The organism is Paenibacillus caui (genome assembly GCF_019904135.1).
GTDB lineage: Bacteria > Bacillota > Bacilli > Paenibacillales > Paenibacillaceae > Fontibacillus > Fontibacillus caui.
In genome coordinates, this window is sequence record NZ_JAIOGQ010000019.1 from 26,584 (window position 1) to 39,810 (window position 13,227).

Here is a 13,227-nt window from a genome sequence, read left to right on the forward strand (position 1 = left end):
GTATTTCTAATCTCTATAATTTTATTATCTCACAACTTGATTGCTAGGAAATAGCCGGTTTCCTTTTTTCAAATGCTATGTTAATTCGCATTGCCTGGAATAAGTCTTGTGTAACCTGAAGCGACCCGTTATAATCGTTGTAACCCAGTGTTGAAGAGGAATTGATACCCATGAAGAGAATCATGCTGAGTCAACTTCATCATCACAAACAGCGTTAGCACACCTGTTAATATTCAGGGTGGGCTAACGCTTCTCGCGTTGGCCTCCCTGCGGCATACCTGAACGCGCAGGACCAAGAGGTCCGGCGCGTTTTTTTGTTTTACCAAAAAGAAAGGAATGATTCATGTGCAAAATGTAAAAGGTACCTACGATTTCTTTGGAAAGGAGCAGTCGCTTAGAAAGAAAGTTCAATCTACGCTTCAAGAAGTATTTGAGTTGTATGATTTTGATGGAATGGATTCCACCATATTGAACGAACTCGATCTTTTGACATCGAAGTATGCGGGCGGAGATGAAATATTGAAAGAAATGTATCAGTTAACCGATCAAGGTAAGCGAAACCTTGGACTTCGATACGACCTCACAATTCCTTTTGCTAAGGTGATCGCGTTAAATCCCGGCATTGAATTTCCTTTCAAGAGATATGAAATAGGGAAAGTTTTTCGGGATGGTCCCGTTAAACGAGGACGTCTGCGTGAATTTCTACAGTGTGATGTTGATATTGTTGGAATAGAGGGCCCGGAGGCTGAAGCCGAGCTAATGCAACTAGCTGTTGAAGTCTTCAAGAAGCTCGATATTCCCATAATTCTTAGTTGGAATAATCGACGTTTTTTGGGGGAAATTCTTGAATCCATTGGGGTACCGTCCGATGAAAAGCTTTCTGTCGGGGTAGTACCAGCGAAGCTGACACCACCCGCAAAGTAGATGTAATTAAATGGGGAATTTATTAATGACGTCGTTGTACTCTTGCTGGGAATCAGTGATTGCCAGTTTTGAATAGTCTCCCAACGACTTTCGTGTCTCGAATAAGGCTGTATGAGTGCGTCATCGGTGCCCTGCTTTTTAAGCCATGTCAACAGGAAATGTCGTAGCTTTTGAGGCGACAAGTTTTGTACAAGACCGGCTTCCTCCGAATATTTGGCCAGAATTTTTCGTATTCCCCGATCCGTATATTTTTTCTTCCACGATGATTCGAACAGGTAAACTTCCTGCTTCTTTTTCATTGAATCGGCGTGCATGGCCAGCATTTCCTTGAACGATTGAGGGTAAGGGACAATGCGATCCTTATTCCCTTTTTCCCTTATTAATCCTGATTTGACATTAATGGAAATCAACATCGGACAGCTTGATATTGATAAGCTCGCTTACCCGAACGCCGGTCTATAGCAGCGTCTTGACGATCATCATGTCTTGAAAGTTCTTCGCTTGCCAAACCACATCGTAATAGCGCTTAAGCTCCTCTTCTGTAGGTACATAGGGGAGCTTCTTCGCTGTTTTGGGCACCTCTACCTCCAACTCTGCTCGAAGATGCTGAAACAAGCTTTTGAGATAGGCATAATCTGGCCGTTCCCCCCGGAGATACTTGGCCAACTCTTTCGCTTTGCGTTTAGGGGATATGCGCCTTTCACTCACGCGATAACACCTTCTTCCAACGGAAGGCGTTCACTCATGTTCAGCCTAAATGTGCCGTAAGGATTTATGTGTGTGTAAATCAGCGGGGTAAGCGCCCGCAAATCTTCTGGAGTCATCATATCGACCCTATTTACGGTCGGATAGGATGCTTTGAAGCATAATGGTATTGATGTACGCCAGGCAGTTTTGCAGAAGGTGAAGAGACAATACGGCCAACTCTTGATCCTCTAGCCGGTTGGTTGCGATTTCTCCACCTTTGCCGTAAAAAATAAAACTATTGGTCGAATTCCAATTTTCCGCGACATTCAAGCCTTCATTGATCACGCGACGTAGCTCCTCCGAGTGCAGGTAACGCACAGGAATATCGTTTTGACTGCTTTGCCGAGTTCCCCCAAAGCTTGATAGGTCGGATGTTTTAAACTATTACGGGTAAATCGTTTCAAGATTGCTTCTGTTTCGGCAATGTCCCCTTTTGAGGCCAAAGAACAAGTCAAAAGGGATCGGGTATCAAGGACGGATAAATGATAATCAAATTCTGCTTAGCCTATTAGCCCCCCTCATGGAGAGCTTCATGATGTGCTTGGCAAAGATACAGAACAACGTTCTTTCTGAAATTAGTGTGCTACGGCAATTTCCGACACTTATCGTCATTTATTTTGCACAAAATTCAAAAAATAAATATTTTGTTGGGATTTATTTGGTAATAAAGTTGGATTGAGTAATTCAATAAAGCCATGATACATTGTAACTGAACTACCATATCTTATATAAATATGGGAATTTAAAGGTGGGTAATTGATGAGGGATAATGAGGAAAAAATGAAACCAGCATTAAGATGATTGGTAAATTTTAGTAAACACAGGTAGAACATAGTTGACAAAGTGTTATCCAAAAAACTTGAGAAAGGTGAAGGGGCTAACTTTGAAAAAACTGAATCTATCCGTACTAGCTGTCGTCGCTCTTGCTGGATCACTGTTTCAAACAAGCGTTTTTGCAGCTGAAAGCACACCGGAAATTACAAACACGATTATTGAGGACAAGGGGGTTTCACTGACCGTTGATGGTTTTAATCAAACGTTAGTCGGTAAAAAAGAGAAAAGAAAATCGCTTAGAAGCCAAAAGTCTTTACAAAATACTGATTTGCAGATCGGAGATTTAACGTTAACGGATGGAAATGTTTCGTTTGATGCAAATGTTGGTGAAACAGCCATTTCATTGTCCGGCCCCCTGCATGCGAGTTATAAAGTTCAAAATGATATGAACAGTATCGTAGGAGATTTAGCGGATCAAACCGGCAATTTTAAAGTATTGCTGTTCGAAATCTTCAACGATACCAAAGATGATAACCTTTTGGTTAATCACAACCTGAATGCAAAGCCGCATTTAAAGCTGTATTTGCTCGACAGCGATAGTAATATCCTTATTTTCGAAACGGATGTACCTGAAGCATTGAGCAAACTGGATGCGAGTTCTTTTGCTCAAGTTGAAGATAACAAAAAGGAAATGTTCTGGTTTAAAGGATTAGCAAAGCCTGAATCAGTTACGGAGATTCCTACAAGTGAAACGTCGATTGCTGAGGTTTCCGGCAACACCGATGGCATTAGGTAGCTTTTCTACATGGACTAACCCCACAACCTATTACACATCGTTTTACGTGGGATCCGATTATACACAATGTTGGTCGTTGCCATATCTTAGCTACAAACACGTAAATGTAACATCACAAGACTCGACTTGGATTGCTCAATTTAAGGTCGCAGAGCATACGCAAGTCGGCAACTACACCTATTACGGCAACAATGTTTTTGAATATAAAAACCTAAAAATTGCTTTTGGTTCGGGCGATTATTCAACGATGATTCGGACTTTTCAACAAGGAAGAGTTTACGATACTTCAACATTTGGTGGCTTGAAAAAAACCGGCGATAAGATAGCTGCTGACCTTATAAAGAAAACTTTAAGCGCCGTTCCGTATGGAAGCACTATTAATGATGTGTTGGGGTATATTAACACCGCAGTTTCTGGAGGAGGAGAAGTAACACTTGGCAGTCAAGGTGTGGACTTATCAGGTTCCCCTGTCTCCGCTGCAGGTGAAAAGCTCGCTAGTAAATACAAGTTAGAGGAATGTACCGATCATGGCGGGCAAACAGAAAACGGCCATTACTTTACTTATCATGTCGTACTTAATTATGAGGGGAATGGATCTTCAAAAAGCACAACCGGCAATCTACAATTGAAATTTGATGTTTTCAACTATGAGGATTACTCAACCACTCCAATTTCCAAGGATTTCACTCTTTCTTATACAGCATCCGAATAATAATTTGTGCTTTTGATCTAATAGTCGAATATACTAAAAAGGGGCCGGGGAAGTTTTCCCCGGCTTTAGCCTTGAAACATTTATCGTGACCGGTTCGTTAAACAAAGTGGGAGAGAGGTGAATTAACGATATGAAAATCAATAAATCAATCCCCATTATGTTGCTCATCGCAGTTACTTTAGGATTTGTATTTGGATGGTACATGAAACCAATTGGTGAACATGAGAAGTGGACTCCGGATAAGATTAATCTTTACTATAACGAAGAACAAAGTCAGGTTACAAAAGTAGAGCAGCCGCAATCTTTCGATCAGATCCTCCGTTTAATTGTGTTTGAAAAAGGAGGTATGATGTCAGGAGGAAATCCTCCATTATCAGAAGAAGAAGTCAATGAGATGAAAAAATCTGCAGTTGAGTATATCTATAATAAACCAATTTCCATACAGATTAATAACGGTGATGGTAAAATCGACAAAATAAAATTCACATCTATCCTTTTTCCTATAGATGAAAAATGGAATGGAGCGGCTTATATACAAACAACCGATTCATCTTATTTGTATTTCGTATCAAGGTCGCGGTTAGATTTTATGCTAAAGCATATGTAGATTGATGGGTAGTCAAAGCAGGTAAAATAGTTCGACTTTAGAATATCATTCGTACTCGAGCCAATGATAGCGGCATTGACGAGATTTACACTCAAACAAAGAAGTTTTGCTCATCTTTCATATCTAAAGTTTCAGAAATTTGATTGGTCACCTGGTAAAAAACAAATCCCTAGACACAACAAGTCCGGGAGATTTTTGTTTGAACGCTTAAATTAGGATATCGATATTGTTACCAGGGGCTCCGTTAAGATCGGGGTTGTTCGTACTTTTGTTAACGCCAAGCTGGGTGATAGAATCTGTTTGCTGCATTTATATTTTGCTGCTGCCCAGATACTTGATTTTTCTCTTGCTTTTATATTAATACAATGAGAAATAGACTTCTTAAACGCTACTACGATGCGGTTTGGCAAACGAAGAACTTTCAAGACATGATGATCGTCAAGACGCTGCTATATATCGGTGTTCGGGTAAGCGAGCTTATCAATATCAAGTTGTCCGATGTTGATTTCCATTACGGCCTTAGACCCCTTTCTTTCACGAGGATTATCGTTTTACACAGGAACGGTTTATGAGATCTTGGATGCTTCTAACTCGTTCACTTCAAGCTTGGGCGGCGGAGGCCGGTATGATTCCATAATTGGACGACTAGTCGGCAGAGATGATATTCAATATCCCACCGTAGGAATTTCTTTTGGAATGGAACCCATCATGGAAATGCTTAAGAATCGCCCGGTTCAAATACCTGGCGCTTCCGTTGTTGTTATCCCGATTGGGGAATCGGTTTCAGAAGTACTTAGAACTGCAGCAATGCTAAGAGCTAGCGGTATTCGTACAAGCATAGACACAAGTAGAAGGAAATTAAAAAAATCGCTGGCAGCAGCTTCATCTAAAGGAATTCGATATGTGATTCTGATCGGTGAAAATGAGGAAAGGATCGGAAAAATACGTTTGAAAGATATGATTCAGAAGACAGAATTAGTGCTGACCATCCAGGAAGCCATTAGCATCCTTTCTGATCATGTTCCCAATCTTGGGCTTAGTGCAACCATTCCAGAGGAAGTAAAAGGAAATACTTATAAAGAATGGTCCGAGGATTGGAAATAGAAATACGGAAATTGACCGGAGAATAAGCTATACGAGGACGAACACAGCAGCACTAGGAAGCCCGCGCGGGCTTCCTCTTTAGCTTTTTTCCGTCCGGCGGCTGCCGCGGGCGAAAAGAGCCGTTTTCTTTTCCGCAACAAACTAGTGAGTCTGTGCATCATGTGATCCTCTTTCGTCCATTTTGGCTTCAACCATTTTTCTCAGGCTTGCTTGGTTAATCCCGGAGCCTTCTGCAGCTCCGAAAAGGTTTCTTTTACTTGCTGCGACAGCTGGTCCTTGCTCATGTCCATAACAGTAAAATAATCGCTCAGCCGTATTTCAAACACGGCATCCGGATCGGACAGCTTGATGACGTTCCTTTTGATCTGCTCAAGGATGTGCAGGTCAACAATTTAGGCAAATATTGATACATCATGCGATGTACCGATATCGTGCGAAAGTATTCTAATTTCACATACTCACTCCCAGACCTGGTCCAATTTGTCTGCGTAAAACCTGATGGCCTATTGGATGACAAATCGCCAACACAATACGCCTTTGGATTCCTAATTTAAGGATGTTTTAATATTTGGGTTAGTTAAAAGTGACTTAAGAAACGTAACTGATCCAAGTTGAGGTTCACGAAAATGAATACCGTCGTCATCAATTTTAGTCAGTATCGGTTCTTACACGACATCATTGCATGATCTAAAAGTGAAAATAGGCCTGATCATGAAAGTTCACGTGTCTACATTGTATCCTTTTCATGTTTTGACCGGTAACAGAAAAGTCCGATTTTGTAAAAATAGACAACTGAGATGATTTTAATTTTTTTCTTCATAAGAACGATTCCTACTCTTTTTTTGTTTATTGTAGGTTAAAAACCAGTATAAACCAGATTGACACAGAATCGGGTAGGAGGCTACCCATTAATTGAGTAGCCGATCTCCCACACCACCGTACGTACCGTTCGGTATACGGCGGTTCCTTAGTTCACGCAGTGACTTGTCGATAGTAATCTGAAAAGAAGAGAAATCCTAGTCCTTTGAGGGTGTTGTTACCGAGGGATTTGGAGAGAACAGGGCAATTGGAGATTCTCCAGTAGCTCTTTCTTGTGTTTGCGTACTCCCATGCCTTCTGCTTTTGGATTCCGAGCGATTGCAGTTTCTCGAATTTCGTCCTCACTCGTTTCCATTGTTTCCAGAAGACCATGCGAATCCGCCTTCTCATCCATTCATCCGTAGATTGAAGCAGACTCTTCATATCCGCTATCTTGAAGTAGTTAATCCATCCCATGATATAGCGTCTAAGCTTCTCTGCTCGCTCAGCATTTCCCATTCCATTGCTTCTCGATGTAAGTTCTTTTATTTTGGCTTTCATCTTCGCGATGGACTTCGGGTGAATTCTGACCCGTGCTTCTCCTTTGCTTCTGTAGAATGAGAACCCAAGAAACTTCACTCTCGTCGCTTTGTCCACCACCGTCTTTTCCCGGTTCACTTTGAGAAACAGTTTCTTCTCAATAAAGGGAAGTATGTTCTCCAGCGTCCGCTCGGCGCTCCGTTTGCTTTTGCAGAAGATCAGCAGATCGTCCGCATATCGGACGAATCGGTGCCCGCGGCTCTCCAGTTCCTTGTCCAATTCGTTCAACATGATGTTGCTGAGAATTGGACTTAAGTTCCCACCCTGCGGCACGCCGATTTCCGTTTCCTCAAAGCGGTGCTTCACGACTACTCCAGCCTTCAGGTACTTATGGATGAGCGAGATGACCCGTCCGTCTTTTATGGTTCGGGATAGTACTTCTACCAGTTTGCTTTGATTCACGGTGTCGAAGTATTTCTCCAGGTCCATGTCGACCACATATTTATACCCTTCTTCAATGTTTATCTGGCTTTTCCGAATGGCGTCGTGTGTACTTCTCTTCGGCCGGAAACTGTTCTCCGAAAATTACTTCTCATAGATCGGTGTCAGGACTTGGGATATGGCTTGCTGGATGACTCGATCCACCACCGTTGGAATTCCCAGGTTTCTCTTCTTTCCGTTCTCTTTGGGTATCTCTACCCTTCGAACGGGATTCGGGCGGTAGGTTCCGTCCAGAATGGATTGCTTGATGGTTTCTCCGTTCTCTTTGAGATATGGTAAAAGTTCATCTACTCCCATCCCGTCGATTCCGTGAGATCCTTTGTTTGCTTTGACCCGTTTGAACGCTTCGTTCATGTTGTCTCTGCTCACGATTTTCTCAAGCAAGCCATTCCTCGACTCGGCCTGCGTTGGTGTTGTCCGTTTCGGGTATCCTCGCAGGAATGTGCGCTCCCGCATATCCTTCGTGTTCCGCACGTACTTTCTGCGTAGAGCCTTCCCATGGAAGTTGGCTGCCCTTGACTCCTGTTTTGGTAACTTTCATTTGACCTACACCTCCTAAGGTTCAGCCCTTCCCTCTAGCCGTCGACTGCTTGAGGTAGTATGGCCTCTGCTGACTTCTCATGATAAATCTTGTTTCAACCGTGATTCGAAATCTATCTCCTCACGCCCATGAGACCTCCCACGGTAAGACGATTCACTTTCCTTCCATCTACCCGCACCATTTACACTGGAATGTCTGTGTAGTGTATTGGACTTTGCTTTGTTGCGCAAGCTCATCCCATTCCTTGTGCCTGATGATGTTCGTGTTCCTCGGGCCGGAAGTTTGCCTCCAGCTTCCTTCAGATTCCACCTCACGATGGACACCCTTGCTCTTGGCTAGTGGTTGGCCACTACCTGCCCCCACAGCGGACTTTCACCGCCTAGTTAATCGCCATGCGTGGCGCACGCAGAAAAGCCGACCATTAAAGGGGGTCGGCTTAGTCAAAAAGAAAAGATAGTATTAGACTGCATGGCCAGAAAATTAATGACTGGAAATGCTTTGTACTGCATTGAAACAGGTCATAAAGACTAGCTTTTTTTGAAAGTAGATGCAATAGATAAGACACTTCCTAATATACTGAAGAAAAGAGAAAAATATAAAAGTATTCCAGTGCCATCTTCAATTAATTTCCACAGCACTAGTAGGAAGAATCCAAGGATGGTTAACTGCACTCCTAAGAGAATAAAGTGTAATTTTTCAATCCTCTTAAAACTTTTAAAAAGTGCCCAACAAATGATGAAATTGATAAGAAGTAGTATAGGAATTAAAATATTTGAATATATCATATCAGGGTAAGCACCCCACTTTAGAAAGTAGTATCGTAATTATTAAAGATGAGAAACTTGTTTGATGAGGTAGAAAAGTTGACAGTAACGCCATATTGGCCGCCACTACCGGAGAACCCTATGTTGTTAATTGTAGTTGTATCCCATGTGTGAGCGTACATTGTTCTCGCATATCCATTGTAGTAAACAAAATTTGAATCATATGATACTGAAGCAGCAAATCCTGATCCAAAGTACGTAAAATCACTCGAATCATAAGGACCAAAACTATCTACCTTAGTCAATTTAATTTTGTCCTGATAATCAAAAGCAACACCATATTTACCATCCCCATGGCTAGGGTTATACATATATACTGTCCATCCATTATGGTCAGTAACGGAACCCAAAGAACTGACTACAGAAGTTTTGTAAGATCCGCCTGTATTGAATAAAGTTATTCCGATTGAATCAACGCCGCCCATGTTCTTTGTTTCGCCAACGTACCCCCACCAAACGCCTGTTTTATCATAGAACCAATTGTCGTTTTTCCAGTATCCACCACCTGTCAGAGTCCATCTAGAGGTGTTTGAATCAAAAGTCATCATTACTGGGTTCAAGGTTAAATCTGTGCCCGTAGAGAGGATACTTATATCATTTTGCTCTGGTTCCTCTAAAATATAAACTTCCATCTTCTCAAGTATGTTTTTTGCATCTTCCTTGGTTTTTTTTCCAGCTGCTATGTCTGCCGCCAATTCATTTAAAACTTTTTCAACTTCTCTAGTTCGTTTATTCATCTCTTCTTCACTAAGATAACTTTTCTTCTTATCAGCGTATTTTTCAGCAAGTTCCTTCTTTGCCTTAACAATATCGTATTCTGGTTTCTGGTTTTGCGGGTTTTCCTGCTGAGCAAATACAGTCTGACCAAGGAGTAGGAAAAAAGCGAGAACTAATGATAATGTCTTTTTCATGTCAACCCTCCTATTTTTTAAAAAGATATCCATATATTGGACTCATATATTATCAGTATCTGCACCACGATCTAGCAACTTTGCAATATTGGACTGGCTTTCGCCCATGAGCAACAAGTGAATGCACAAATATCTTTCATATAACCGCTTATCTGTTGTCTCACGCATCGCTGCTTTTACTACTTCTAAACGCTCTGCGCTATTTTCAAAAACGATCTTTTTCGGCATGGTCTTTCACTCCTCTAAATCGATTCGAATCCTTTAGAGAAGTAATTAGACATGACTGCCTCGGAATCTTTTTTGTGGAAAAGTTAGTGCCGTCTATATAGTTCCCACAAATTCTTATTTACTTCATTTAACTTCTCATGACTTTTCAGTAATTTCGAAAACCTTATCCATCTGGTTCCTTCATATTTTACTATATATTACCACATCCATCTATAAAACGTTTCTTTTAAGGACCATCCAACTTCGTTAAACTGCCCGTTAGAATAACACCGTTGCCAGTCTATCATGAAATAACTTTATTTCATCATCAGATGGTGCCGTGTCAGCGGTATGGTAATACTTTATTTTCCGACGACATGTAGGACAGGCTGCATATAAATACTGTCAGCATCATCACACTTTTGGACAAAATAAGGATTTGCCCACAGCAAGATGATCCAAAGAATTACAGAAACAAAGGCCGCCGCGTACCCTGCAATTTTAACCGAACGGATTGCAATTGATTCATGAATGCGCTCACTTCCAGACCTGGTCCAATTTGTCTGCGTAAAACCTGATGGCTCTTTGATATTTCAAGATTCCCGGATCGCTTGTCGTGTCGACCAAATCCGTCAATAATAGATTCATGGCGTCAGCATGCTCTCCAAGGTTATATAGGACCATGGCATAAAAAACGCGGAACTGTCTCATGGCCGGGTAATCCCGAAGCGCGATTTCGAAAATTTCTTTTGACTTTTCATATTCGCCCAATGTTCTGCAGGTACTTCCCAAGCCAAGCAGCGCACCCGGTCTCTGCTCTTCCGGCAGCCCGTTTGCAAGCGATTGTTCGTAAAAGGGCACGGCCTCCCTTTCCAATCCAAGTGAATCATGAGTCCATGCCAGCTGATACAGAAGCATGGGATTGTCCTTATCCTCTTCCAATAATTCCAGCAGCATGGCTTTGGCTTCTTCCGCTCTGCCCGCATTTCTTAACTCAATGGCCTCTTGTAAAGTTGACTGCATGTTCTCCTCCGATTGAATCATTTTTTTAGAAATAAACCCATTCCTATTAAATCTACATATTCCCCGTCCTCCAGTTTGATCTGCCGTTTCTGGAGGCTTTCCTGTTCAAACCCCATGTGACGGTACAGCGCGATTGCAGCATGGTTGGTCGAGAATACCTCCAAGGTTATTTTTTCAAATTGGCGATTCCGGTTTGCCCACTCTAATAGAGCTTGAATCATGCCCTTTCCGATGCCGCGTCCCCTGAGATCTCGTCGCACGCTTATCCCAAAACTTCCGGTATGCGCCATTCGGCGTTTATGGCCTCCGTGAAGATTTATTAACCCTGCAACTTCTCCATGCTCATCCTCGGCCAGCAGGATCAGATCATTTTCCTTCTTCAACGTGTCCCCGATCCATTCTCTTTCGTCTTCTTCCGTCATTTTGAATTCGACTGGCGTTGTCAGCATAAACGGATCCATGCTTAGAATCTGGAACACGTAATTTAATACTTTCCCGGCGTCGTCCGGAGCCGCAGCTCGTAATGTTATGCTGCATCCTTGTTTGTCGGCAAACCCTATAGGTTCAAAATGACCCATGCTTCCATCTCCTCATTCAATCCATCATGATACGGATTCGGCGCTATTTTCCAAGGCATAGATAGAATGCATTTTATTAAAGATCCGCTCCTGCCTTTCCAGCTTCAGCCCCGTTCTTTCCGCTACCTTGATGGAACTCCTGTTGCCGGGGTCAATGATCGAAACGACCTTGTTCAGCTTTAAAAAATCAAATGCATACCGCTTGCATCCTGCGGCTGCTTCAGTGGCATATCCTTTGCCCCACTCACGTTTATCCAGGTGATATCCAATTTCGACTTCCACCTTGCCGTTGATATTTTGCCGGATCAGGCCGGAATCCCCGATCAGTTGACCGGTTTCTTTTAAGCAAACGGCCCATAGTCCAAAGCCGTCCGCCATGTACCTTTCCTGATTACGGGCAATCCACTTCCTCGTTTGGTCAGGAGTAAAAGCGGATGGATAAAAACGCATCGTTTCAGGATCTGAGAAAATGTCATGCAATGCGGTAAAATCCTCCGGTTCATATTCCCTTAAATAAAGCCGCTCTGTTTCCATGATCTGTCTCAAGCCAACACCCGCCTTTGATTATAAAAGATTCTCCATTGCTTTAATGATATGGAATAATGCCCGGTTCACGGGCGTTTCGATGCCATATTTCTCTCCAAGCTCGCAAACGGTACCGGCAAATATGTCAACCTCCGTTGTCCGCCCGCTTTCAATGTCCTCAAGCATGGAAGTTCGGCTCGCCGGATTCATCGTTTCAAGCACTTTGTACCATTGTTCGAGATCGTCCTCCTTCAGGTTGACGCCTGCCTTCCCGGAAATTCGGATCACTTCCCGCATCGCGGAATCCATCAGCTTTCTGGCGTGCTCGTCGGTCTGAAAGACGCCGTATCTCCCCCTGAGCACAGCAGAGCTTTGATTAATCCCGACGTTGATCATAAATTTCCACCACAAGGTCCGTTCCATATTATCCGGAATCATATAGGAAATGCCGGCCCGGTCGAATACGTCTTTGACCGCCAGCACCCGAGGCGAATAATCCTGGTTCAGCTTTTCCCCAAAGGTGATATTTCCGTAGCTGGTAAAGCGAACCCGGTTGCCTTCCCGGTTGGCATCAATGCCGATGCACATCGAATAGAGCATTTTCTCCAAACCGTACTGTCCCCCGATGATCTCCTCACTAGTGATACCGTTAAGCAAAGATAAAATGATCGTTCCCTCGCCGACATGGTTTCTCATATCCTGAATGGCCTGGGACAGTTGATTCGCCTTGACCGCAACGATGATTAAATCCGCCGGTTCTGCCTCGTCTTCCGGGTTTACATACTTGAAATCATACCGCTTCCCGTTGATGAAGAAACCTTCTTTCTTGTACCGCTCGGCCCTCTCCCCTCCTGCAATCACTTGTACAGCATCCGGATCCATATCGTAAAGCTTGCTGGCATAAGCACAGCCGATTGCTCCAAGTCCCAAAATGGAAATGCGTTTCACGTTGTTCATGGTTTGAAGCCCCTTTCTTTATGACCCCTATCGTGCGAAGCCTGAGATAAGATACTCCTATAAGTATATTTTAATATGGAAAAAATGAACAGAACCCCAAGCCTTTAATATCCTCAGGCTCAGGACGGCGCTGCTGTCTTTTCGATTACTGATCACAA

The 13,227-nt window shown here is 42.9% G+C and carries 16 protein-coding genes and 3 pseudogenes; 7 read left to right on the plus strand and 12 right to left on the minus strand.

Features of this window, described 5'->3' with window-relative positions:
- Positions 1–345: 345 nt before the first annotated feature.
- Positions 346–924: an ATP phosphoribosyltransferase regulatory subunit gene (locus tag K7397_RS12595; protein ID WP_337926719.1), complete on the plus strand. Its 579-nt coding sequence runs from the start codon at positions 346–348 to the stop codon at positions 922–924.
- Between the two features lie 134 nt (positions 925–1,058).
- On the opposite strand, the pseudogene K7397_RS21510 reads toward K7397_RS12595, so the two are convergent.
- The 3 genes and pseudogenes from K7397_RS21510 to K7397_RS12605 all read right to left on the minus strand — a co-directional run.
- Positions 1,059–1,337: pseudogene (locus K7397_RS21510) on the minus strand (tyrosine-type recombinase/integrase); the annotation flags it as partial.
- Positions 1,338–1,380: 43 nt separating this feature from the next.
- Positions 1,381–1,632, minus strand: a complete 252-nt coding sequence (locus K7397_RS21515) for a hypothetical protein (RefSeq protein ID WP_237690885.1) — start codon at positions 1,630–1,632, stop codon at positions 1,381–1,383.
- Positions 1,629–2,096 (minus strand): annotated as a pseudogene (locus K7397_RS12605) (Tn3 family transposase); the annotation flags it as partial. The pseudogene K7397_RS12605 and the gene K7397_RS21515, both read right to left, overlap by 4 nt.
- A 458-nt stretch (positions 2,097–2,554) precedes the next feature.
- On the opposite strand from K7397_RS12605, the gene K7397_RS12610 reads away from it, so the two are divergent.
- The 6 genes and pseudogenes from K7397_RS12610 to K7397_RS12630 all read left to right on the plus strand — a co-directional run bounded on the left by K7397_RS12610 (position 2,555) and on the right by K7397_RS12630 (position 6,071).
- A complete protein-coding gene (locus tag K7397_RS12610) occupies positions 2,555–3,241 on the plus strand; it encodes a hypothetical protein (RefSeq protein ID WP_223068313.1) in 687 nt (228 codons plus the stop codon).
- A complete protein-coding gene (locus K7397_RS12615; RefSeq protein WP_223068314.1) occupies positions 3,192–3,953 on the plus strand; it encodes a hypothetical protein in 762 nt (253 codons plus the stop codon). The genes K7397_RS12610 and K7397_RS12615 overlap by 50 nt, the downstream gene beginning before the upstream one ends.
- Positions 3,954–4,083: 130 nt before the next feature.
- Positions 4,084–4,560: a hypothetical protein gene (locus K7397_RS12620; protein WP_223068315.1), complete on the plus strand. Its 477-nt coding sequence runs from the start codon at positions 4,084–4,086 to the stop codon at positions 4,558–4,560.
- A gap of 498 nt (positions 4,561–5,058) precedes the next feature.
- Positions 5,059–5,253: pseudogene (locus tag K7397_RS21520) on the plus strand (ATP phosphoribosyltransferase regulatory subunit); the annotation flags it as partial.
- A 3-nt stretch (positions 5,254–5,256) separates the two neighbouring features.
- Positions 5,257–5,664 (plus strand): His/Gly/Thr/Pro-type tRNA ligase C-terminal domain-containing protein, encoded by a 408-nt coding sequence (locus tag K7397_RS12625; protein ID WP_237690893.1) that lies wholly within the window; start codon positions 5,257–5,259, stop codon positions 5,662–5,664.
- A gap of 257 nt (positions 5,665–5,921) precedes the next feature.
- Complete coding sequence (locus K7397_RS12630) at positions 5,922–6,071, plus strand: hypothetical protein (RefSeq protein ID WP_223068317.1); 150 nt, start codon at positions 5,922–5,924, stop codon at positions 6,069–6,071.
- A gap of 565 nt (positions 6,072–6,636) precedes the next feature.
- Here K7397_RS12630 and K7397_RS22035 read toward each other — a convergent pair.
- From K7397_RS22035 to K7397_RS12670, 9 genes are all read right to left on the minus strand, one after another.
- The gene (locus tag K7397_RS22035; RefSeq protein ID WP_337926723.1) at positions 6,637–7,542 is read right to left on the minus strand and encodes a reverse transcriptase domain-containing protein; all 906 of its coding nucleotides are present in this window, start codon (positions 7,540–7,542) and stop codon (positions 6,637–6,639) included.
- A gap of 45 nt (positions 7,543–7,587) precedes the next feature.
- Positions 7,588–7,887, minus strand: coding sequence for a reverse transcriptase family protein (locus K7397_RS21535; protein WP_237690886.1), 300 nt, complete (start codon positions 7,885–7,887; stop codon positions 7,588–7,590).
- The gene (locus K7397_RS12640; protein WP_223068318.1) at positions 7,880–8,044 is read right to left on the minus strand and encodes a hypothetical protein; all 165 of its coding nucleotides are present in this window, start codon (positions 8,042–8,044) and stop codon (positions 7,880–7,882) included. The genes K7397_RS21535 and K7397_RS12640 overlap by 8 nt, the downstream gene beginning before the upstream one ends.
- Positions 8,045–8,849: 805 nt before the next feature.
- Complete coding sequence (locus tag K7397_RS12645; RefSeq protein ID WP_223068319.1) at positions 8,850–9,779, minus strand: hypothetical protein; 930 nt, start codon at positions 9,777–9,779, stop codon at positions 8,850–8,852.
- A 42-nt stretch (positions 9,780–9,821) separates the two neighbouring features.
- Positions 9,822–10,007 carry a hypothetical protein gene (locus tag K7397_RS12650; RefSeq protein WP_223068320.1) on the minus strand — a complete coding sequence of 62 codons (186 nt, stop codon included), beginning with the start codon at positions 10,005–10,007 and terminating at the stop codon, positions 9,822–9,824.
- A 516-nt stretch (positions 10,008–10,523) separates the two neighbouring features.
- Positions 10,524–11,009 carry a tetratricopeptide repeat protein gene (locus tag K7397_RS12655; RefSeq protein WP_223068321.1) on the minus strand — a complete coding sequence of 162 codons (486 nt, stop codon included), beginning with the start codon at positions 11,007–11,009 and terminating at the stop codon, positions 10,524–10,526.
- Positions 11,010–11,026: 17 nt separating this feature from the next.
- Positions 11,027–11,587 carry a GNAT family N-acetyltransferase gene (locus K7397_RS12660; RefSeq protein ID WP_223068322.1) on the minus strand — a complete coding sequence of 187 codons (561 nt, stop codon included), beginning with the start codon at positions 11,585–11,587 and terminating at the stop codon, positions 11,027–11,029.
- Between the two features lie 24 nt (positions 11,588–11,611).
- A complete protein-coding gene (locus K7397_RS12665; RefSeq protein WP_223068372.1) occupies positions 11,612–12,121 on the minus strand; it encodes a GNAT family N-acetyltransferase in 510 nt (169 codons plus the stop codon).
- A gap of 30 nt (positions 12,122–12,151) precedes the next feature.
- Positions 12,152–13,069: a ketopantoate reductase family protein gene (locus K7397_RS12670; protein WP_223068323.1), complete on the minus strand. Its 918-nt coding sequence runs from the start codon at positions 13,067–13,069 to the stop codon at positions 12,152–12,154.
- Between the last annotated feature and the right edge of the window lie 158 nt (positions 13,070–13,227).

Coding starts and splice junctions, on each gene's coding strand:
- K7397_RS12620 (WP_223068315.1), top strand. CDS start 4,084: ATGAAAATCAATAAATCAATCCCCATTATGTTGCTCATCGCAGTTACT.
- K7397_RS12625 (WP_237690893.1), top strand. CDS start 5,257: ATGGAACCCATCATGGAAATGCTTAAGAATCGCCCGGTTCAAATACCT.
- K7397_RS12640 (WP_223068318.1), bottom strand. CDS start 8,044: ATGAAAGTTACCAAAACAGGAGTCAAGGGCAGCCAACTTCCATGGGAA.
- K7397_RS12645 (WP_223068319.1), bottom strand. CDS start 9,779: ATGAAAAAGACATTATCATTAGTTCTCGCTTTTTTCCTACTCCTTGGT.
- K7397_RS12650 (WP_223068320.1), bottom strand. CDS start 10,007: ATGCCGAAAAAGATCGTTTTTGAAAATAGCGCAGAGCGTTTAGAAGTA.
- K7397_RS12655 (WP_223068321.1), bottom strand. CDS start 11,009: ATGCAGTCAACTTTACAAGAGGCCATTGAGTTAAGAAATGCGGGCAGA.
- K7397_RS12660 (WP_223068322.1), bottom strand. CDS start 11,587: ATGGGTCATTTTGAACCTATAGGGTTTGCCGACAAACAAGGATGCAGC.
- K7397_RS12665 (WP_223068372.1), bottom strand. CDS start 12,121: ATGGAAACAGAGCGGCTTTATTTAAGGGAATATGAACCGGAGGATTTT.
- K7397_RS12670 (WP_223068323.1), bottom strand. CDS start 13,069: ATGAACAACGTGAAACGCATTTCCATTTTGGGACTTGGAGCAATCGGC.